The sequence below is a fragment of the Enterobacter sp. Acro-832 genome (assembly GCF_011752745.1).
Classification (GTDB): domain Bacteria; phylum Pseudomonadota; class Gammaproteobacteria; order Enterobacterales; family Enterobacteriaceae; genus Enterobacter; species Enterobacter quasiroggenkampii.
In genome coordinates this window covers 1,295,390-1,315,551 of the sequence record NZ_VWWX01000001.1, presented here as the reverse complement: position 1 = coordinate 1,315,551, position 20,162 = coordinate 1,295,390, and the positions used below count along the sequence as shown (strand labels likewise).

Annotated in this window: 17 protein-coding genes; 14 read left to right on the top strand and 3 right to left on the bottom strand. The window is 56.5% G+C overall.

Going from position 1 to position 20,162, the window contains the following annotated elements:
• The first annotated feature begins 8 nt into the window (after positions 1-8).
• The gene (guaA, locus tag F3J31_RS06035) at positions 9-1,586 is read left to right on the top strand and encodes a glutamine-hydrolyzing GMP synthase (protein WP_008502126.1); all 1,578 of its coding nucleotides are present in this window, start codon (positions 9-11) and stop codon (positions 1,584-1,586) included.
• Positions 1,587-1,732: 146 nt separating this feature from the next.
• Here the strand turns inward: guaA and F3J31_RS06030 are convergent, their stop codons facing one another.
• Positions 1,733-1,951, bottom strand: a complete 219-nt coding sequence (locus tag F3J31_RS06030; RefSeq protein WP_032648750.1) for a hypothetical protein — start codon at positions 1,949-1,951, stop codon at positions 1,733-1,735.
• 238 nt (positions 1,952-2,189) lie between these two features.
• On the opposite strand from F3J31_RS06030, the gene F3J31_RS06025 reads away from it, so the two are divergent.
• Both F3J31_RS06025 and F3J31_RS06020 read left to right on the top strand, forming a co-directional pair.
• Positions 2,190-2,843, top strand: coding sequence for a LysE family translocator (locus tag F3J31_RS06025; protein WP_167211909.1), 654 nt, complete (start codon positions 2,190-2,192; stop codon positions 2,841-2,843).
• A gap of 191 nt (positions 2,844-3,034) precedes the next feature.
• Entirely contained in the window at positions 3,035-3,271 is a 237-nt protein-coding gene (locus F3J31_RS06020; protein WP_165556505.1) for a hypothetical protein, read from the top strand.
• A 249-nt stretch (positions 3,272-3,520) separates the two neighbouring features.
• On the opposite strand, the gene F3J31_RS06015 is transcribed toward F3J31_RS06020, so the two are convergent.
• Complete coding sequence (locus F3J31_RS06015) at positions 3,521-4,813, bottom strand: PIN-like domain-containing protein (RefSeq protein ID WP_167211906.1); 1,293 nt, start codon at positions 4,811-4,813, stop codon at positions 3,521-3,523.
• A gap of 587 nt (positions 4,814-5,400) precedes the next feature.
• Between F3J31_RS06015 and F3J31_RS06010 the strand changes: the two genes are divergently transcribed.
• The 3 genes from F3J31_RS06010 to F3J31_RS06000 all read left to right on the top strand — a co-directional run bounded on the left by F3J31_RS06010 (position 5,401) and on the right by F3J31_RS06000 (position 7,557).
• Entirely contained in the window at positions 5,401-5,763 is a 363-nt protein-coding gene (locus F3J31_RS06010) for a YcgJ family protein (protein ID WP_023344670.1), read from the top strand.
• Between the two features lie 217 nt (positions 5,764-5,980).
• Positions 5,981-7,177, top strand: a complete 1,197-nt coding sequence (locus F3J31_RS06005) for an FAD/NAD(P)-binding oxidoreductase (RefSeq protein WP_048029599.1) — start codon at positions 5,981-5,983, stop codon at positions 7,175-7,177.
• Positions 7,177-7,557, top strand: a complete 381-nt coding sequence (locus F3J31_RS06000; RefSeq protein WP_063616404.1) for a DUF1641 domain-containing protein — start codon at positions 7,177-7,179, stop codon at positions 7,555-7,557. The genes F3J31_RS06005 and F3J31_RS06000 overlap by 1 nt, the downstream gene beginning before the upstream one ends.
• Positions 7,558-7,639: 82 nt before the next feature.
• On the opposite strand, the gene F3J31_RS05995 is transcribed toward F3J31_RS06000, so the two are convergent.
• Complete coding sequence (locus tag F3J31_RS05995) at positions 7,640-8,473, bottom strand: MurR/RpiR family transcriptional regulator (protein WP_045908568.1); 834 nt, start codon at positions 8,471-8,473, stop codon at positions 7,640-7,642.
• A 292-nt stretch (positions 8,474-8,765) separates the two neighbouring features.
• On the opposite strand from F3J31_RS05995, the gene F3J31_RS05990 reads away from it, so the two are divergent.
• The 8 genes from F3J31_RS05990 to iolC all read left to right on the top strand — a co-directional run bounded on the left by F3J31_RS05990 (position 8,766) and on the right by iolC (position 20,158).
• Positions 8,766-10,271 (top strand): CoA-acylating methylmalonate-semialdehyde dehydrogenase, encoded by a 1,506-nt coding sequence (locus F3J31_RS05990; protein ID WP_167211903.1) that lies wholly within the window; start codon positions 8,766-8,768, stop codon positions 10,269-10,271.
• A gap of 11 nt (positions 10,272-10,282) precedes the next feature.
• Complete coding sequence (gene iolD, locus F3J31_RS05985; RefSeq protein WP_167211900.1) at positions 10,283-12,208, top strand: 3D-(3,5/4)-trihydroxycyclohexane-1,2-dione acylhydrolase (decyclizing); 1,926 nt, start codon at positions 10,283-10,285, stop codon at positions 12,206-12,208.
• 301 nt (positions 12,209-12,509) lie between these two features.
• Positions 12,510-13,496 (top strand): inositol 2-dehydrogenase, encoded by a 987-nt coding sequence (gene iolG, locus F3J31_RS05980; RefSeq protein ID WP_032675319.1) that lies wholly within the window; start codon positions 12,510-12,512, stop codon positions 13,494-13,496.
• A 31-nt stretch (positions 13,497-13,527) separates the two neighbouring features.
• Entirely contained in the window at positions 13,528-14,457 is a 930-nt protein-coding gene (locus F3J31_RS05975) for a sugar ABC transporter substrate-binding protein (protein WP_008502118.1), read from the top strand.
• Between the two features lie 54 nt (positions 14,458-14,511).
• Positions 14,512-16,059, top strand: coding sequence for a sugar ABC transporter ATP-binding protein (locus F3J31_RS05970; RefSeq protein WP_032675318.1), 1,548 nt, complete (start codon positions 14,512-14,514; stop codon positions 16,057-16,059).
• Between the two features lie 11 nt (positions 16,060-16,070).
• Complete coding sequence (locus F3J31_RS05965) at positions 16,071-17,099, top strand: ABC transporter permease (RefSeq protein ID WP_008502116.1); 1,029 nt, start codon at positions 16,071-16,073, stop codon at positions 17,097-17,099.
• Positions 17,100-17,107: 8 nt separating this feature from the next.
• Positions 17,108-18,241, top strand: coding sequence for a Gfo/Idh/MocA family oxidoreductase (locus F3J31_RS05960; protein WP_167211897.1), 1,134 nt, complete (start codon positions 17,108-17,110; stop codon positions 18,239-18,241).
• Positions 18,242-18,253: 12 nt separating this feature from the next.
• Positions 18,254-20,158 (top strand): 5-dehydro-2-deoxygluconokinase, encoded by a 1,905-nt coding sequence (iolC, locus tag F3J31_RS05955; protein WP_167211894.1) that lies wholly within the window; start codon positions 18,254-18,256, stop codon positions 20,156-20,158.
• Positions 20,159-20,162: the final 4 nt, after the last annotated feature.

The window sequence follows — 20,162 nt, the reverse complement described above, 5'->3', positions numbered from 1 at the left end:
TAGCGTCAATGACGGAAAACATTCATAAACATCGCATTCTCATCCTGGACTTCGGTTCGCAGTACACTCAGCTGGTGGCGCGTCGCGTGCGTGAACTGGGCGTTTACTGCGAACTGTGGGCGTGGGATGTCACGGAAGCACAGATTCGCGAATTCAATCCAAGCGGCATCATCCTGTCCGGCGGCCCGGAAAGCACCACCGAAGAGAACAGTCCGCGCGCGCCGCAGTACGTGTTCGAAGCTGGCGTGCCGGTATTCGGCGTTTGCTACGGTATGCAGACCATGGCAATGCAGCTGGGCGGCCACGTAGAAGGCTCCAGCGAGCGCGAGTTCGGCTATGCGCAGGTTGAAGTGGTTAACGACAGCGCGCTGGTGCGCGGTATCGAAGACTCCCTGACCGCAGATGGCAAACCGCTGCTGGACGTGTGGATGAGCCACGGCGATAAAGTCACCGCTATCCCGTCTGACTTCGTCACCGTTGCCAGCACAGAGAGCTGCCCGTTTGCCATCATGGCGAACGAAGAAAAACGCTTCTACGGCGTGCAGTTCCACCCGGAAGTAACCCACACCCGTCAGGGTATGCGCATGCTGGAGCGCTTCGTGCGCGACATCTGCCAGTGTGAAGCCCTGTGGACCCCGGCAAAAATCATCGACGACGCCGTTGAGCGTATCCGCCAGCAGGTTGGCGATGACAAAGTGATCCTCGGCCTCTCCGGCGGCGTGGACTCCTCCGTGACCGCGATGCTGCTGCACCGCGCTATCGGCAAAAACCTGACCTGCGTCTTCGTGGACAACGGCCTGCTGCGTCTGAACGAAGCCCAGCAGGTTATGGACATGTTTGGCGACCACTTCGGTCTGAACATCGTTCACGTGGAAGGCGAGCAGCGCTTCCTGGACGCGCTGAAAGGCGAGAACGATCCGGAAGCAAAACGTAAGATCATCGGTCGCGTGTTCGTGGAAGTGTTCGACGAAGAAGCGCTGAAGCTGGACGACGTGAAGTGGCTGGCGCAGGGCACCATCTATCCTGACGTGATCGAGTCTGCGGCTTCCGCCACCGGTAAAGCGCACGTCATCAAATCTCACCACAACGTGGGCGGCCTGCCGAAAGAGATGAAGATGGGTCTGGTTGAACCGCTGCGCGAGCTGTTCAAAGACGAAGTGCGTAAGATCGGTCTGGAACTGGGTCTGCCGTACGACATGCTCTATCGTCACCCGTTCCCGGGTCCGGGTCTGGGCGTGCGCGTGCTGGGCGAAGTGAAGAAAGAGTACTGCGACCTGCTGCGTCGTGCGGACGCGATCTTCATCGAAGAGCTGCACAAAGCTGACCTGTACAACAAGGTAAGCCAGGCGTTCACCGTGTTCCTGCCGGTTCGCTCCGTCGGCGTAATGGGCGATGGCCGTAAGTACGACTGGGTTGTCTCCCTGCGTGCGGTGGAAACCATCGACTTCATGACCGCGCACTGGGCGCACCTGCCGTATGACTTCCTGGGCCGCGTGTCTAACCGCATCATCAACGAAGTGAACGGTATTTCCCGCGTGGTGTATGACATCAGCGGTAAGCCACCGGCTACGATTGAGTGGGAATGATTTCCCAACCGGATACGTCTGGTACTAACAGGTTCTAAATTATCTCTAAGCCCGCGGATTGCGGGCTTTTTTTGGGGCCATCGCTGGCAACATCATGTCAGGTGAGTGCCAGGAGCGGGCGCAACGTAAGGCTATCCATTAAATCCTTATTCGATGCGTTCCACATTTGGATGACGATCGGTTGCGGCTTCATGGAAAATGTCACCCAGCCAGCCGGCAATCTCGCCTTCAGTCATATCGTCAGGAATAGCGATGTCATAGAGTCGAGAAAACTTTCTCTCCGTCAGGTCAGCACGAAATACCAGCCATCGATCATGCTTACGTTGAACGCCAATATGCCGTCCAAAAACGTTATATATCAGCATATGCAATCTCCGATCATGCTAGTGAGTTCCTGTATCTATGATACATGTCAGATCAGGCCAGAGTGTAAATCGTACAAATATGAAAGGTCAGCGTTCGTACCTCGCTCACAGCGGACATCATGCTTCTGTATCTGCTCTGTCTGCTCTGTGCCTGCAGCAGACGCTGCAGTATATTCCACTTTCGGCTCGAATCGGACTGAGGTAACGTAGCAGAAATATTTATCCGGACTCAACCAAGATGCCTTCCATCGAAACGTTTATCACTTTTCTTCTCGCGCTGACGCTTCTGGAGATTTCTCCGGGGCCAGACATGATGCTAACTATCGCCAGAGGCGTCGGTCAGGGAAGACGTATTGCACTGTTTACGGTACTGGGTAATGTATTTGTAGCGGGTTTTGTGCAAGTTTCTTTTCTTGTCCTGGGGCTGGTAGCCGTTGTTCATGCCTGGCCGGTTGCACTAGATCTGTTAAGGTGGGCTGGTGCGGCTTATCTGATGTGGCTGGGCATAAAAATGATTGCGACTTCAGGCACAGATACGCGGCTGCGAAAAACGGCCAAAATTTCTGACTGGAGTGCCGTTAAGGAAGGCGCCCTGAACAGCCTGACTAACCCAAAATCACTGCTGTTCATGTTTGCTTTTCTTCCTCAGTTTGTTGATCCTGCCGCGGGTCTTGTCTGGCTGCAATTGCTTGTTCTGGGTAGTATCCAGAAGCTGGCAGGAATTATTTCCCTGGGGTCAGTCGCGATGGCATCAGGGACATTTGGAAACTGGCTAAGTAAACACCCGGGCTTTATCAAATGGCAGGAACGATTTACAGGTGTTGTCATGATAGGCCTCGGTATCCGCATGTTGTTTAGCGGGTCTGGTGTCGTATCGAAATCTTCCAGTTAAGTTTTACCGAAAGGGTAAACCCAGTGTCCGCTCCGTGCCAAGAGCGGAAGTTGTTGAGTTATGACGAATTCAGTATTCTCCTTAGAATCGCTTATGTAGCGCAGTCTCTGGTGAAAAAATTATACCCTGACCAAATTGTTTTTGATCTCACTAACGCAAAATGTCTTTGTCTTTAAAAAAGGAATTCGTATATGTCTAAGATTAAGTTTGAACTGAGACGTGGAAGCGACGTGATACGTGATGGTATGTATCTGGAATTATCCATCAGCGGGACATCTCCATTACGGCAAGTTGCTGAAGTCTTCTACTCTGACATTACACATGAATTCTTTCTGACCTGCTACGAAGAGAAGATCCCTCTGGAAGCAGTGGAAAAATTGATTTCGGTGGCAAAAACATCTCTCCCGCCAGTGAGGTCAGAACAATAAACATCTACATAGCGCCAGTCTAAGCGCCACTTACATATCAGTGTCCGCTCTGTGCCAGCAGCGGGCGTTGCCAATTTCCTTATATATACGGTCGGGATATCGGTGTCTTACTCTTATAATCAGATAAAGAAGTAATAAAAAAAAGAACATAGTGTTTATTAAGAATAGGGTAAATATTCAACTTTGGCATACTCATTATAACTAAATATGCCAAAGTGATTGTGTTTTAAATTACTTACATAATGTATGTTAGTCGCTGCTATGCGGTGTCTTTATATAGTAAGATGATTCTCCAAAAAATTCCAGCAACTCTTTCTTATATGAATCACTTTCGTAACATTCATTAAATCTACTTTCAAGCGAAACTACTTTAAGTAATAAGTTATTCACGTCAGCAATATTTTGTTCTATCTCCGCGCTTTCCATGCTTAGGTGCATGAGGTAGTCTCCATCATTATAATGACTTTTAATTTTGTCATTGATGTCATTTATCATTGAATTTAATTTACTAGCTAACCTTTTTAATCCATTGTGTTGCCGGGTAAGGACTACTTTTATTTCATAAGGTTCATTTAATGATATAAAATATGAGTCAGAAATATTCACCCGTCCTGTTTGAATCAATTCTGAAATGGCTTTTTCGCTTATTTTTATCGATGAAACTTTATTGATATGATGTAAAAAAGACTTAATCGAGTGCGCAGTAAAGTTATGGCATCCTGAATATGTTTTCATTTCAGTTCTAAGATCTTCTCTTGCGCCTCTTTTTTTATTCCTGTCAGTTATATAGATAAAGTCTTTTTTTAAATCATTCGACACCCAAACAACATTTTTAAGTTGATTGTTTTTAACGTGATCTAATATCTCTTGCCAAATGTATAGGTCACCAAACATAGGAGTGTATTCAATCCCATTAAAAGAATAATTTTCTAGCTTTGATTTTTTATTCTCATCAGCAAAACCTGGTCCAGTTTTAATTTTATATCTCTGTTTTCCTTTGATGTTAATACTGTTAATGTCGTCTTGGCTTGGCGATTTTCCTATTCTGTTGCTTAAAAGACTGTCAAGTGCTTCTCTAACAACGTCTTTTTTTGTAATTAAATCAATAAAATCAATCCTTTTTTCAATTTTATTTGTTTTGAATGATTTGATTAGTGTAAGTATCTTCTCTTCTAATTTTTCAATTTCTTTATTAAGTTCACTATACCGTGATATGGTTGAATTATTAGAATTCTTTAACTTTTTGAAAACTTCAACAGTATTTAACTCAAGTTCTTTAGGGATGCTATCTAAATCATTAACATTATCTTCGATAGATTGGATTCTATTTCTTTGATATTCAAGCACTACATGATAAGGAATCCATACTTGATCTTTCATGCTTTTCCAGATTGAAAGAAATGTTTCACGGGTTTGTTTTTCACAGCGATAGAGATTGAGTAATATGTTAGTATCAAAGATAAAAATCGTTTCTTTGTTCCGATAAAGATTTTCGATTTCTTCTTCTTCCAATCCATAAAACCCACTAAATTCTTCTTTCATATAAGCCATCCACAAGATATTTAAATGATTATTTCCAATAAAAACATTAATTAACAATCTGAAATAGTGTTGACAGTATCAATGGTTATAAGAACTGTATTAGTCTAATACACCTGTCAAGAAAATTAAAAAGATCGTAACAGTAAGTGAACCTAAATTTAACATCATTTATTCTCAAATTCATTGAAGTCAATCACAGGATTTTAACTCAACAATCTAAATCGTATAAAGTTTTTTATTTATTCACAATAGTCATAATAGAAGAGGGTGATTACGTCGCAGTTAAAGACATCATATGCATGAATCTCTGTGAACTTCCGCTTTTCGCTCAGAGCGGACCTAACCCGCCCCACAAACCCACTCCGTATATAGCATATTAGTTCAGCTCTTTAAAATCGCATGACTCACCTGAATAGGGCCCTTACAATTGCCTCCGGGCTGAGCTTTCGACGACGTTTCGGTCGACAAAAAGCCATACGGGGCGTTCCCTGCTGAAGCTTGAAACCCTCCAGGGTTGTTCACCCTCATCATGGTTCCACCGCGCCCGGCGTAAAGCCGGCACGCATTAACCAACGGAGATTATCATCTTGAACAAGTCAATACTCGCATGCTCTGTGGCCGCGCTGCTGGCCGTGTCCGCCATGTCCGCCCAGGCCAGGACCCCCGCCAGGCTCAAGTCGCCAGTATCAGGCGTGCTCTGCGACCGATATGTATGCGCTAATGACAAGGGATTATCCCGCGCGTTGACAGAGACCTATCTCGGTAAGAAGGCTGCTGCAAACGAGGTGTTCACGTCGAGCAATGTCGATCTGACTGAATTCACCTTTGCCAACGGTATTTTCTGCGATGTGAAGGAGCGACTGTGCCGTGAAGATCGCTATTATGGCGCGAACGGACAGCGCTCCGGGGCGGTATCTAAAAAGTACACAACGCTGCTGTTTGGCGAATAATGGTGATGAAAAGAGACCACAGTAAAAGGCTACGTTATAGAGATATAAATTATATTTTATAGTGTATATTATAAATGATGATCGGGTTGTCAAAATTAAATTTCTTATTAATGGTTATATTGCGGAATATTACGCTGTTACTACGCTTTAGCTGAGCGTAACAGTGAAGCGGTCTGGTTACGTGAATTCCCATTCACTACCATGAGCGAATAAAGGAATGAAAAACCGCATAATGATTGTCGGCGGCGGCACGGGAGGAACCATTGTTGCCAATCTGCTGGCCAGGAAATTACGACGTGAAATTGCTGCCGGTCAGGTAGAGCTGGTACTGATTTCCGAATCACCGGTGCACTACTACAAACCCGCCTTTATGTATGTCGCCTTTAACCTCTTCCATCACCATGAACTAGCCCGGCCTGAACGGCAATTACTGAGTCCGGAAATTCAATTTATTACCGACAGGATTGAATCTTTCGATTTTAAGCAGCGTCGACTGTACGGGGCCAGTAAGCGACATTACGACTGGGATCTGCTGGTTATTGCCACCGGCTGCACACCTTTTACACAAAAAATCCCTGGCCTTGCCGACGCGGGCGATCATTTTTATCAATACGCGGCTGCCAGACAATTAGCGCATAAGCTCGCCACCCTCAAAAAGGGGCGAATATTTATTACTGTCTCTTTCCCTGAAACACCGAATGTTCCCCACCAGTGCGGCATTGCCCCCATTGAAACCACGCTGATGGTTGATGACTATTTGCGTCAGCGTGGCGTACGTAATCAGGTTGAGATTGTTTATACCTATCCGACCGTCGCGCAGCTGCTGCGAAACTGCCTGTTCCTGCAACGTCCGGTGGGGGAGGCGCTGGGCGATATTTTTGCCGCCAAAGGAATACAGCATCAGCGTGGTTTTACCTTAAGCCATGTCGATCCTGACAGCAAAATTGCGTATTCCGCCGAGGGCGATTCACAGAATTTCGACATCCTGATGGCAACGCCGCCCATCCGGGCAGTCGACGCGGTGCGTGATACCGGGCTTAGCGAGGTTCAGAACGGTGAAGGCTGGCTGCCGACGGATCACCAGACGCTGGGCGTCTACGGTTTAGAAGGGGTATATGTGATCGGCGATACCGTCGATCTGCCGATCAGTAAAGCGGGAGGGTCGTGCCACAACCAGGCGCCCGTCATTGCTGACAACATTGTGGCGGAGCTCTACGGCAGACCGCCCGGAAGCGGTAACCATTATGATGGACGGGTTCAGGCCGTCGCGCAGATGGGGCTCTGGGCCGGCATGCCGTTGGTATATGACTATCGCAATGACGTGACCCCCATGCCGGCGACAAAACTCGGCGGCATGCTGCGAAACGGTTTTAACCGTGGACTGTATTGGGGCGTCGTGAGGGGGATGTTCTGATGAGTGACCAGGAACAGTTACTAAAAAGCCTTGCCCCGCTTATGGCGGGCAATCGTCTGAATAATCTGGTTGATCTGCTTGCCGTCGTCGCAGACATGCTGGAAATGGCCGATAACGCGATGGTCGAAAAACTGGCTGGCGTTTTTGACGATGTCGTGACCGTCGGCTGGGAAGGGGGAACCGCGCTACGCATGGCGTGGGGGGAGCAGGTTAACCGGGAAGGGGATATTTCGCTTCGTCAGGTGTTTACTATGCTCAACGACCCTGATACCCGCCGCGGCATCATGCTTTTGCTGCGCGTGTTACAGATTACGGGGCAGCGTCTAAATGCCCTCGCTTCGGTCAGCTATCCTGAGTGTCCTGAGATCGAAAACCGCTAAGATCGGGCGGATGTTCACCGGAAATGGCGATTATGCCGGGTAGCGGGTTTATGTTACCCGGCCTGTTGAGCGGTACCGTGGGCTATTTATCCCCGCCACCCAACCGATACGCCAGCGCCACCACCAGCGACTGCACCAGGCACAGCGTCGCCGACTGAGACCGAAACGCGTCCACCTGCGCCTCTTTCACCACAAAGCAGAGATCGCTGAACGTCGCCAGCGGGCTTATCTGGCTGTCCGTAATCACAATCTGCCGCGCGCCAACGCTGGCGGCGGTTTCGCTGACCATCACCGTCTCTTCCGCGTACGGCGAGAAGCTTATCGACACCACAATGTCGCGCGACTTAATACGGCTGATCTGCTCGCGCAGCATCCCGCCCATGCCGTCGAGCAGGATAGGGCGGCACTCCAGATGGCTCAGTGCATAGGTAAGGTACGCAGCGACGCTAAAGGAGCGACGCAGTCCGGCGATGTAGATGGTGTCGGCGTCAGCCAGCAGCTGTACCGCGCGCTCCAGCATTTCCGGCTCGGCGCGGGCGGCCAGCTGCTGCAGCGCCTGCGCGTTTGAGCGGGCAAACTCCTGCAGGATATCGAGCGGCGTTTCCGGCACGGCCTCGCTCTCCATCTCGCGGAACAGTCGGGCGCGGTCGCTGTAGCTGGCGGTCTCCTCCACCAGGTTCATGCGAAACAGCTGTTTCATTTCGTTGAAACCGGTGAAGTCAAAGGCGTTAGCAAAGCGGATCAGCGTCGAGGGCGGCACGTCGGCGCGCTCGGCAATGACGGCAACCGTATCAAACGCCACGCTGTTGGTATTGTCCAGCACGTAGCGGGAGACCTGCTGCAGCCTCTTGCTCAGGCTATCGTAGCGATCGCGGATTTGCTGCTGCAGTTCGTTCAGGCTGGTTGCTGTCGTCATCTTTTCCCCCAAATACAGTCATATGATTCTAAACGCAAAACCGCGTCTTTTAAATGTCGGCCATCCATCTGGCAGCAAAAATGAAACAGAAGCTTCAGTCATTTCCTCGCCCGAAATCCCTTAATAGCGCACGCGGCGTCAGTGATGCTGGCTGTTAACATAAAAATCCATCCTTGATCACAATAATCATCATTTATTTTATTTCAACTTAAAATGGAATATTTGTTTCATATATAGTGGTCAGTACACAGTGTTCAGGTCACAGTCACGTATCAACAGCGAGAGGTTAAGGATGGAGACGGTAGCGAATTTTATTCACGGCGAATGTGTCACCGGTTCAGGCCAGCGCGTTCAGGCGATCTTCAACCCGGCCACCGGCGAGCAGATCCGCCAGGTGGTGATGAGTACGGCACAGGAAACGGAGCAGGCGATCGCCGCCGCGCAGCAGGCGTTTCCGGCGTGGGCGCGTCATGCTCCGCTTAAGCGCGCGCGCGTGATGTTCCGCTTCAAAGCGCTGCTGGAAGAGAACATGGATCGCCTGGCCCGCCTCATCAGCGAAGAGCACGGCAAGGTCTTCTCCGACGCGGTGGGCGAACTGACCCGCGGCCTGGAAGTGGTGGAGTTTGCCTGCGGTATTCCGCATCTGCAAAAGGGCGAACACTCGGCGAACGTCGGGACCGGCGTCGACAGCCACTCGCTGATGCAGCCGCTCGGCGTCTGCGCCGGGATCACGCCGTTTAACTTCCCGGCGATGGTGCCGATGTGGATGTTCCCGATTGCGCTGGCGACCGGGAATACCTTCGTGCTGAAACCGTCGGAAAAAGACCCTTCTCTGGCGCTCGCGCTGGCGCAGCTGCTGAAAGAGGCCGGCCTGCCGGACGGCGTCTTCAACGTGGTGCAGGGCGATAAAGAGTCCGTTGACGTGCTCCTGACCGACCCGCGCGTGCAGGCGGTGAGCTTTGTCGGCTCCACGCCGATTGCGGAATACATTTACCAGACCGCGTCCGCCCACGGTAAGCGCTGCCAGGCGCTGGGCGGTGCGAAAAACCACTGCATTTTAATGCCGGATGCCGACATGGAGATGGCGACCAACGCCATCATGGGCGCGGCCTACGGCGCGGCGGGCGAGCGCTGCATGGCGCTCTCGGTGGTGCTGGCAGTGGGGGATAACACCGCCGATGACCTCTGCGCCCGGCTCGAAAAACAGATTGCCGCGCTGCGCGTCGGACCGGGGCTCGACCAGTCGCCGGAAAACGAAATGGGGCCGCTCATCTCCTCCGCGCACCGCAGAAAGGTGATGGGCTACATCGACAGTGGGGAAGCGCAGGGAGCGAAACTGCGCGTGGACGGCCGCGGCTTCATCGTGAAGGGCCACGAGCAGGGCTATTTCGTCGGGCCGACGCTGTTCGATAACGTCACCCCGGAGATGACCATCTATAAAGAAGAAATTTTCGGCCCGGTGCTTTCTGTGGTGCGCGTAGCAGATTACGCCAGCGCGGTGGACCTGATTAACCGCCATGAATATGGTAATGGCTCGGCAATCTTCACCCGCGACGGCGGCTGCGCGCGTCGCTTCTGCGAAGAGGTGCAGGCGGGCATGGTGGGGGTCAACGTGCCAATCCCGGTGCCGATGGCATTCCACAGTTTCGGCGGCTGGAAGCGTTCCATCTTTGGGGCGCTCAACGTCCACGGCAACGACGGCGTGCGTTTCTACACCCGAATGAAAACCATCACCGCGCGCTGGCCGGAAATGCAGCAGGAGACAGGCGCTGCGTTCTCCATGCCGACGCTGGGCTGACAGGAGGCGTTATGCAAACCGAACGTATGACCATGGCTCAGGCGCTGGTCCGGTTCCTTAATCAACAGTACGTTAGCGTGGATGGCCACGAGACGCCCTTCGTGGAGGGCGTCGCCACCATCTTTGGGCACGGCAACGTGCTGGGTATCGGCCAGGCGCTGGAGCAGGATCCCGGCCATCTGCAGGTGATGCAGGGCTGCAACGAGCAAGGCATCGCCCATATGGCGACGGGATTTGCCAAACAGCACCGTCGTCAGCGCATCTTTGCCGTCACCTCCTCCGTCGGGCCGGGCGCCGCCAATATGGTCACGGCGGCGGCAACCGCCACGGCGAACCGCATCCCGCTGCTGCTGCTCCCGGGCGATATCTACGCCAGCCGCCAGCCGGACCCGGTGCTGCAGCAGATTGAGCAGTATCACGACCTCAGCATCAGCACCAACGACTGTTTCCGTCCGGTCTCCCGCTACTGGGACCGCATTAACCGCCCCGAGCAGCTGATGAGCGCGATGCTCAGCGCGATGCGAACGCTTACTGACCCGGCAGATACCGGTGCGGTGACGATTTGCCTGCCACAGGACGTGCAGGGGGAAGCGTGGGATTATCCGCTGAGCTTCTTCGCGCGTCGCGTGCACCACATCGAGCGTCGTCCGCCCGATCCGCAGCGTCTGGCGCAGGCGCGCGCACTGATCGCCCGTAAGCATCGCCCGCTGGTGGTGTGCGGCGGCGGGGTGCGCTATTCCGGCGCACATGAGGCGTTTCGCGACTTTGTCGAGACGCTGCAGCTGCCGTTTGCCGAAACCCAGGCCGGAAAGGGGGCGCTGGTAAGTGACCACCCACTTAACCTCGGTGGCGTAGGGGTGACGGGCGGAATGGCGGCCAACCAGCTCGCGCCGCAGGCTGATTTAGTGATTGGCGTAGGGACACGTCTTACCGACTTTACCACCGGCTCCAAGGCGCTCTTTTCCCATCCGGATGTCGAATTTCTGCTGCTGAACGTGGCTGAGTTTGATGCCCTGAAGCTGGACGCCACGGCGCTGATTGCCGACGCTCAAACCGGGCTCGAGGCATTGACCCACGCGCTTGGTGATTACCGCAGCGGCTGGGGAGAGGCGATCGCTGAGGCGAAATCCGCCTGGCGCGACGAGTGCCGTCGCCTGTGGGATCGCCAGTGGCGTCCGGACGACGCGCCCGAAGTGGCGGGGCACCTGGACGTGCAGCTGGCGGAGTATGGCGAGACGCTCAATACACGCCTGACCCAGACGCGGGTGCTGGGGCTGATCAACCAGCATATTGAAGATAACGCCATCGTGGTGGGCGCGGCCGGTTCGCTGCCGGGCGATTTACAGCGCCTCTGGCAGGTCAAAACGCCGGACAGCTATCACCTGGAGTACGGCTACTCCTGCATGGGCTATGAGATTGCGGCAGCCCTCGGCGCGAAGCTTGCCCGACCCGGGCAGCCGGTATACGCCATGGTGGGGGATGGCTCCTACATGATGCTGCACTCCGAGCTGCAAACCGCCGTTCAGGAGGGCATTAAGGTCACCGTTCTGCTGTTTGATAACGCCAGCTTCGGCTGCATTAACAACCTGCAGATGGGGCACGGCATGGGCAGCTTTGGCACGGAAAACCGCCATCGCAATCCGGAAACCGGACGGCTTGACGGTCCGCTGGTGAAGGTCGACTTCGCGCAAAATGCGCAGAGCTACGGCTGCCGCGCGTGGCGGGTGCACGACGAGCAAACCCTGCTGGCGGCGCTGGAGGCGTCCCGCGCGCATCCAGGCCCCACGCTGCTGGACATCAAGGTACTGCCGAAGACCATGACCCACGACTACGCCTCATGGTGGCGAACCGGTGATGCGCAGGTGGCGGAATCGTCTGCCGTGCGTGAAGCCGCGGAGCAAACGCAGGCGCAGGTGAAAAAAGCCCGTCAGTATTAATTTTTTCCGTCGTAACGAAATTTTCATTTCATTTTCCCCTCACCCTAACCCTCTCCCCAAAGGGGAGAGGGGATGGTGTGGTGCACTCTTTTCTCCCTCGCCCCTTTAGGGAGAGGGCCGGGGTGAGTTGGGCTGCTGTATGTCCTCCCATGTTGTGAGATTGATAACAAAATTTATCTCATTCATCTCAAAAGTGTTAACCCACACTCAAAAACATAATTTTCACTATTTATAAAAATGAAATAAATGTTTTATTTATAGAGTCGTTAGTTCACAGCATTCACCAACACCGGGAGCCGTTATGTTTAACATTGCTTTACTGGGCGCTGGCCGAATTGGCCAGGTACATGCAGCTAACATCGCCAGCCACGGCGCGACCACGCTCTGGTCCGTGGTTGACCCGAATCAGGAATTTGCCACCCGCCTCGCCACGCAGTATCAGGCCCGCCAGCAGAGCCTGACTGAAGCGATGACCGACCCTAACGTTCACGCCGTGCTGATCGCCTCCGCGACCGATACCCACGCGGACCTGATTGAAATGGCCGCCCGCCACGGCAAGGCCATCTTCTGTGAAAAGCCGGTCCACCTTGACCTCGCCCGCGTGCGCGACTGCCTGAAGGTGGTCAAAGAGTACGACGTGCCGCTGTTTATCGGCTTTAACCGCCGCTTTGACCCGCAGTTCCGCCGCGTGAAAACCGACGTGCAGGCCGGGCGCATCGGCAAGCCGGAATCGCTGCTGATCATCTCCCGCGACCCGTCTCCACCCCCTGCGGAGTACGTGCGCGTCTCCGGCGGCATGTTCCGCGATATGACCATTCACGATTTTGACATGGCCCGCTTCATCATGGGCGAAGAGCCGGTGTCGGTGTATGCCCAGGGCAGCAACCTGGTGGATCCGGCGATTGGCGAGGCGGGGGATATCGATACCGCGTTTATCGTTCTGAAATACGCTTCCGGCGCGATGGCAACCATCGTCAACAGCCGCCGCTCATCTTACGGCTACGACCAGCGCCTGGAGCTGCACGGCTCCGAAGGGCTGCTGTGCGCGGGCAACATTCTGGAAAACCAGGTGCAGCACTACGGCAAACAGGGCTGCACCAGCGCGCTGCCGGAACACTTCTTCCTGCAGCGCTACAAATCCGCTTACGCCGCGGAATGGGAACACTTTGTCGCGGTCCTGCGCGGCGAAGCGGTGCCTGACTGCAGCGGCGATGATGGTGAACGTGCGCTGTACCTTGCGGATAAAGCGCTGGAGTCACTGCGCAGCCAGCGCGAGATCGTCCTCTAAACACCACAACCCTACACAGAGAGACATAATAATGAAAAAACTGATCGTAGCCGCCCTCATCGCCATGACGTCCGGGGCCGCCCTCGCCGAAAACGAGCAAATTGTTTTCAGTACGCCAAACCTGGCCATGCCGTTTGAAGTTCACATGCAGCGCACGGCGGTAAAAGCCGCAAAAGAGATGGGCGTGAAGCTTCAGGTGCTGGACGGGCAGGGCAGTTCACCGAAGCAGGTGGCTGACCTGGAAAACGCCATCACCCGCGGCGCGCAGGGCTTTATCGTCTCCCCGAACGACGTGAACGCGGTCTCCAGCGCGGTGGATGAAATTCAGGATGCGAAGCTGCCGGTGGTCACCCTTGACCGCTCCGTCGACAGCCAGAAGAAGGTGCCGCACTTTGGCGCCAACAACTACAAAGGCGGCCAGGCGATTGGCGACTTCGTCAAAACCAAATTCCCCGACGGGGCGGAGATCATTCTGCTGACCGGCCAGCCGGGCTCCTCCTCTAACATCGAACGCACTAAAGGGATCCGCGACAGCCTGAAGGCGGGTGGCGATAAGTACAAGATCGTCGCCGATCAGACCGGCAACTGGATGCGTTCTGAAGGGATGCGCATCGTGGAAAGCGTGCTGCCCTCGCTGCCGAAACGTCCTCAGGTGATCCTCTCCGCCAACGACGACATGGCGCTGGGGGCGATTGAAGCGCTGCAGAGCCAGGGCGTGAAGCCGGGCGAAATTCTGGTCACCGGCTTTGATGCGGTACCGGAAGCGCTGGCCCGCGTGCGCGACGGCTGGCTGGCGGTGACGGCGGATCAGCGTCCGGGCTTTGCGGTGCAGACGGCGATGAGCCAGCTGGTGGCCAACGTGCGCGAGAAAAAAGCCATCACCGGGGCCGACTACCCGCCGACGCTGATCACCAAAGAGAACCTGCAGCAGGCTGAGCGTATCGGTGAGGCCGGTAACTGATTTATCCGCAGCCGCCGCTGGCGCGGCGGCTCACTCTAAAGGAGGAGCAGACCGATGTCGCAACCCTTACTGAAAGTGACCGACCTGGCAAAAAGCTTTTCCGGCGTCTGGGCGTTAAGCAGCGCCCAGTTGACCGTCGGCGCGGGCGAGATCCACGCCCTGCTGGGGGAAAACGGGGCGGGTAAATCCACGCTGCTGAAGGCGCTCGCAGGGGCGCAGCCGCAAACCCGCGGGGAGATCTGGTTCAACGGCGAAACGCTGCCGGTGGACGACTCCCCGGTGGAACGGCAGAACAAGGGCATTATCACCATCTATCAGGAATTCAACCTGCTGCCCAACATGACCGTCGCGGAAAACATGTTTCTCGGGCGAGAGCCGCGTAAACGTAACCTGATCGTCGACGAAAAGGCGGTCAATCAGGAGGCGCAGGTCATTCTCGACTATCTGCAGCTGAACGTTGCACCGACCACCCCGGTCGCCCGCCTGAGCGTTGCCCAGCAGCAGATGGTGGAGATCGCCCGGGCGCTGACCCTCAACGCCCGGCTAATCATTATGGACGAACCTTCCGCCGCGCTGAGCGACAGCGAGGTGGAAAGCCTGCACCGCGTGGTGCGCGAGCTTAAAAACCGTGGCGTGAGCATTATCTATGTCACCCACCGCCTGCACGAAGTTTTCCAGCTCTGCGACCGCTTCACCGTTTTCCAGGACGGCCGTTTCACCGGCACCGGCGCGGTGGCGGAGACCAACGTCGAACAACTGATCCGCCTGATGGTCGGGCGCGACGTGGCCTTTAATCGCCGTCCCGCCAGCGAAACCCATCATGAGGACAAACCCGTCCGCCTGGCGGTGAAGGGGCTGAGCCGCGAAAAACCGCCGCTGGATCCGCACGGCATCGCCCTGCACGACATCAGCTTCCACGTTCACGCCGGGGAGGTCTTAGGCATTGCCGGACTGGTGGGCGCGGGACGCACCGAGGTGGCGCGCTGCCTGTTTGGCGCAGACGCGTTTACCGCCGGGAGCTTTGAGCTGGACGGCGTACCGTACCAGCCGCGCGACCCGCTCTATGCCCTCGACCAGGGTGTGGCGCTGGTACCGGAAGACCGCAAAAAAGAGGGGGCGGTGCTGGGACTGTCGATTCGCGACAACCTGTCGCTCTCCTGCCTCTCCTCGCTGCTGCAGTGGCGCTGGTTCGTGAACACCCGCAAAGAGGACGATCTGATCGAGTCCTACCGCAAGGCGCTGCAGATCAAAATGGTCAACAGCGCGCAGGAGGTGCGCAAGCTCTCCGGCGGTAACCAGCAAAAAGTGATCCTCGCGCGCTGCATGGCGCTCAACCCGCGGGTGCTGATCGTTGATGAGCCGACGCGCGGCATCGACGTGGGGACCAAATCGGAAGTGCACCAGGTGCTGTTTGACATGGCGAAAAAGGGCGTGGCGGTGATCGTGATCTCCTCCGATCTGCCTGAAGTGATGGCGGTGTCAGACCGGATCATCACCCTCAGCGAAGGGCGAGTGACCGGCGAGATCCACGGTGACGACGCTAACGAAGAACGGCTGATGACGATGATGGCCATCAACCACAACGCCCTGAACGCGGCATAACGGAGTTTCTCATGACGCAGATGATTTCTAAAACGCAGGCCCCGGTCAAACGCGCCGGACGCATCGATCCCATCGCCTTCTTCGAGCGCTTCGGGGTCCTGATTTTCATGATCCTGCTGCTGATCTTCTTCCAGTCGCAGAACAGTAATTTTTTCTCTGAACGCAATATTTTCAACATCCTGACCGAAGTCTCCATCTACGGGATCATGGCCGTGGGGATGACCTTTGTCATCCTGACTGCCGGGATTGACCTCTCCGTGGGCTCCATTCTGGCGGTCTGCGCCATGACCGCGGCGTACGTGATCAAGGGCGACAACTTCACCACCGTCGACCCGAACGCCTGGGGCGGTATGAGCTGGCTGATTGGGCTGGGGATTTGCCTGGCGATGGGCACGGCGATTGGCTTCCTGCACGGTCTGGGCGTGACCCGCCTGCGCCTGCCGCCGTTCATCGTGACCCTCGGCGGGATGACCATCTGGCGCGGCCTGACGCTGGTGATCAACGACGGCGCGCCGATTGCCGGTTTCGATCAGGGCTACCGCTGGTGGGGGCGCGGGGAGCTGCTCGGCATCTCCATTCCGATCTGGATCTTCGCCATCGTCGCCCTCGGCGGCTATCTGGCGCTGCATAAAACCCGCTGGGGCCGCTTCGTCTACGCCATCGGCGGTAACCCGGAGGCGGCGCGCCTGGCGGGGGTGAACGTCAAGCGCGTGCTGGTCAGCGTCTACGTGCTGATTGGCTGCCTGGCGGGGCTGGCGGGCTTCATTCTGAGCGCGCGTCTGGGGAGCGCCGAGGCGGTGGCCGGGATCTCCTTTGAGCTGCGCGTCATCGCCTCGGTGGTGATTGGCGGCACCTCGCTGATGGGCGGCTACGGGCGCATCGGCGGAACCATTATTGGCTCCATCATCATGGGGATTCTGATTAACGGCCTGGTGCTGATGAACGTCTCGGCCTACTACCAGCAGATTATCACCGGATTAATTATCGTTCTGGCGGTGGCGTTTGATACCTACGCCAAGAGCCGTCGCGGCGCACTGTGAGGATCACGATGAAAGAGGTTCGTATTGGATTGATTGGCACCGGATATATCGGCAAGGCGCACGCTATCGCCTATGCCCAGGCCCCGACGGTGTTCAACCTGCGCGGCAGGCTGGTGCGCGAGATGGTGGCCGAAGTCACGCCGGAGCTGGCGGCAGCGCGCGCGCAGGCGTTTGGCTTCAACCGCTCCACCGGCGACTGGCGGGCGCTGGTGGCCGACCCGGCGATTGACGTGGTGGATATTTGCTCACCCAACCATCTGCATAAAGAGATGGCGCTGGAGGCGATCCGCCACGGCAAGCACGTCTACTCGGAGAAGCCGCTGGCGCTGAACGCCCACGACGCGCGTGAGATGGTCGACGCCGCGAAGCGGGCCGGGGTCAAAACGCTGGTGGGGTTCAACTACATGAAAAACCCGACGGCACAGCTGGCGAAGGAAATTATTGCCCGCGGCGAGATTGGCGAGGTGATCCACTTCTACGGCACCCACAACGAAGACTATATGGCCGACCCGCGCTCGCCCATTCACTGGCACTGCTTCAAAGAGACCGCCGGGCTGGGGGCGCTGGGCGACCTCGCGGCGCATATCGTCAATATGGCCCAGTACCTGGTTGGGGAGATTGAGCAGGTCTGCGGCGACCTGAAGATCGTGGTCCCGGAACGCCCGGCGAAGGCCGGCTCGTCGGACATGGTTGCCGTCGAAAACGAGGATCAGGCCCACGCGATGGTGCGCTTCGCGGGCGGGGCGCAGGGCGTGATTGAAACCTCCCGCGTCGCCTGCGGCCGCAAGATGGGGCTGTCGTACGTCATTACCGGCACGAAAGGCGCCATCAGCTTCACCCAGGAGCGCATGGCGGAGCTGAAGCTCTATCTGCATGACGATCCGGTTAACCGTCAGGGATTCCGCACCTTACTCGTCGGCCCTGCACACCCCGACTACGCCGCGTTCTGCATGGGCGCAGGCCACGGGATAGGCTTTAACGATCAAAAAACGGTGGAGGTGCGCGATCTGGTGGACGGGATTGCCGCCGACGTGCCGATGTGGCCGGACTTCGAAGAGGGCTGGAAGGTGTCGCGCGTGCTGGACGCGATCGCGCTCTCGCACCAGGAAGGCCGCTGGCTGAACGTGAACGACATTGTCTGATGAGGTATCAACGTGGAAAAGCAGTTTGATGTGATATGCATGGGCCGCGTGGCGGTAGACCTCTACAGTCAGCAGATTGGTGCCCGTCTGGAGGATGTGTCGAGCTTTGCCAAATACCTCGGCGGCTCGTCCGGCAACGTGGCGTACGGCACCGCACGCCAGGGCCTGCGCTCGTCGATGCTGGCGCGCGTCGGCGATGAACATATGGGCCGCTTCCTGCGGGAAGAGCTTAACCAGGTGGGCTGTGATACCAGCCATCTGATCACCGATAAAGACCGCCTCACGGCGCTGGTGCTACTCGGCATTAAAGACCGGGACACCTTTCCTCTGATTTTTTATCGCGATAACTGCGCGGATATGGCCATTACGGCCAGCGATGTGGACGAAAGCTACATTGCCTCCGCACGTTGTCTTGCCATCACCGGGACTCACCTTTCTCATCCTCAGACCCGCGAGGCGGTGCTGACGGCGCTGGGCTATGCCCGCCGTCACGGCGTGCGCACGGTGCTGGACATCGACTACCGTCCGGTGCTGTGGGGGCTGACCTCCTTAGGCGACGGTGAAACGCGCTTTATCGCCGCCGATAAGGTCACCCGCGAGCTGCAGGAGGTGCTGCACCTCTTCGACGTCATTGTCGGCACCGAGGAGGAGTTTCACATTGCGGGCGGCAGCACGGAGACCCTGCAGGCGCTGGGGCAGGTGCGTGTCGTGAGTGACGCAACGCTGGTCTGCAAGCGCGGCGCCCTCGGCTGCTCGGTCTATACCGACGCCATTCCGCCCCGGCTGGACGACGGCCTGACGGTGACCGGCGTGCGCGTGGAGGTGCTGAACGTCCTCGGCGCGGGAGATGCGTTTATGTCCGGCCTGCTGCGCGGCTACCTGAACGACGAGGGCTGGGAGCAGGCGTGCCGCTATGCCAACGCCTGCGGCGCGCTGGTGGTCTCGCGCCACGGCTGCGCCCCGGCGATGCCGAGCAAAATCGAGCTGGATGACTATCTCTCCCGCGCTGCGGATGTGCCGCGCCCGGACCTCGACCCGCGTCTGAACCACCTCCACCGGGTGACCACCCGCCGCCGCGAGTGGCCGGAGCTGTGCGTGATGGCCTTCGATCACCGCAGTCAGCTTGAGGATATGGCGCTGCAGTGCGGCGCGTCGATCGGGCGCATTCCGGCGCTGAAGCAGCTGATCCTGCAGGCCAGCCGCGAGGCGGCGAGCCGTGCCGGGCTGGAGGGCAAAGCCGGCCTGCTGTGCGACGGCACCTTTGGTCAGGACGCGCTGAACGCCATCACCGGCGAGGGGTGGTGGATTGGTCGCCCCATTGAGCTGCCGGGCTCGCGTCCGCTGGAGATGGAGCATGGCAACATCGGCACCCAGCTCATCAGCTGGCCGCAGGAGCACGTGGTGAAGTGCCTGGTCTTTTTCCATCCGGAAGACGCTCACGGCCTGCGACTGGAGCAGGAGCAGAAAATTGCCGAGGTGTATCACGCCTGCTGTCAGTCTGGGCACGAGCTGCTGCTGGAGGTGATCCTGCCTGCCAGCATGCCGCGTAGCGACGAGCTCTACCTGCGCGCCATTTCCCGCTTCTACAACCTCGGCATTTATCCCGACTGGTGGAAACTGCCGCCGCTTTCCGCCGAGGGCTGGACGGCGCTCGGCGAGATTATCGAACGCCGGGACCCGCACTGCCGCGGGGTGGTGATCCTCGGCCTGGACGCTCCGGCGGAACAGCTGCGCGCCGACTTCAGGGCCGCAGCGGGGCAGACGGTAGTAAAAGGCTTCGCCGTAGGGCGCACGCTGTTCGGCGATGCCTCCCGCGCGTGGCTGAAGCACGATATTGACGATGCGCAGCTGGTAGCGCGCATCCGGGACAACTACCTGCAGCTTATCGCCTGGTGGCGCGAGCGCGGACACGCATAATGGA

Bases quoted from the DNA above. Each gene is read 5' to 3' on its own strand.
- guaA (WP_008502126.1), top strand. From the start codon at position 9: ATGACGGAAAACATTCATAAACATCGCATTCTCATCCTGGACTTCGGT.
- F3J31_RS06030 (WP_032648750.1), bottom strand. From the start codon at position 1,951: ATGCTGATATATAACGTTTTTGGACGGCATATTGGCGTTCAACGTAAG.
- F3J31_RS06025 (WP_167211909.1), top strand. From the start codon at position 2,190: ATGCCTTCCATCGAAACGTTTATCACTTTTCTTCTCGCGCTGACGCTT.
- F3J31_RS06020 (WP_165556505.1), top strand. From the start codon at position 3,035: ATGTCTAAGATTAAGTTTGAACTGAGACGTGGAAGCGACGTGATACGT.
- F3J31_RS06015 (WP_167211906.1), bottom strand. From the start codon at position 4,813: ATGAAAGAAGAATTTAGTGGGTTTTATGGATTGGAAGAAGAAGAAATC.
- F3J31_RS06005 (WP_048029599.1), top strand. From the start codon at position 5,981: ATGAAAAACCGCATAATGATTGTCGGCGGCGGCACGGGAGGAACCATT.
- F3J31_RS06000 (WP_063616404.1), top strand. From the start codon at position 7,177: ATGAGTGACCAGGAACAGTTACTAAAAAGCCTTGCCCCGCTTATGGCG.
- F3J31_RS05995 (WP_045908568.1), bottom strand. From the start codon at position 8,473: ATGACGACAGCAACCAGCCTGAACGAACTGCAGCAGCAAATCCGCGAT.
- F3J31_RS05990 (WP_167211903.1), top strand. From the start codon at position 8,766: ATGGAGACGGTAGCGAATTTTATTCACGGCGAATGTGTCACCGGTTCA.
- iolD (WP_167211900.1), top strand. From the start codon at position 10,283: ATGCAAACCGAACGTATGACCATGGCTCAGGCGCTGGTCCGGTTCCTT.
- iolG (WP_032675319.1), top strand. From the start codon at position 12,510: ATGTTTAACATTGCTTTACTGGGCGCTGGCCGAATTGGCCAGGTACAT.
- F3J31_RS05975 (WP_008502118.1), top strand. From the start codon at position 13,528: ATGAAAAAACTGATCGTAGCCGCCCTCATCGCCATGACGTCCGGGGCC.
- F3J31_RS05970 (WP_032675318.1), top strand. From the start codon at position 14,512: ATGTCGCAACCCTTACTGAAAGTGACCGACCTGGCAAAAAGCTTTTCC.
- F3J31_RS05965 (WP_008502116.1), top strand. From the start codon at position 16,071: ATGACGCAGATGATTTCTAAAACGCAGGCCCCGGTCAAACGCGCCGGA.
- F3J31_RS05960 (WP_167211897.1), top strand. From the start codon at position 17,108: ATGAAAGAGGTTCGTATTGGATTGATTGGCACCGGATATATCGGCAAG.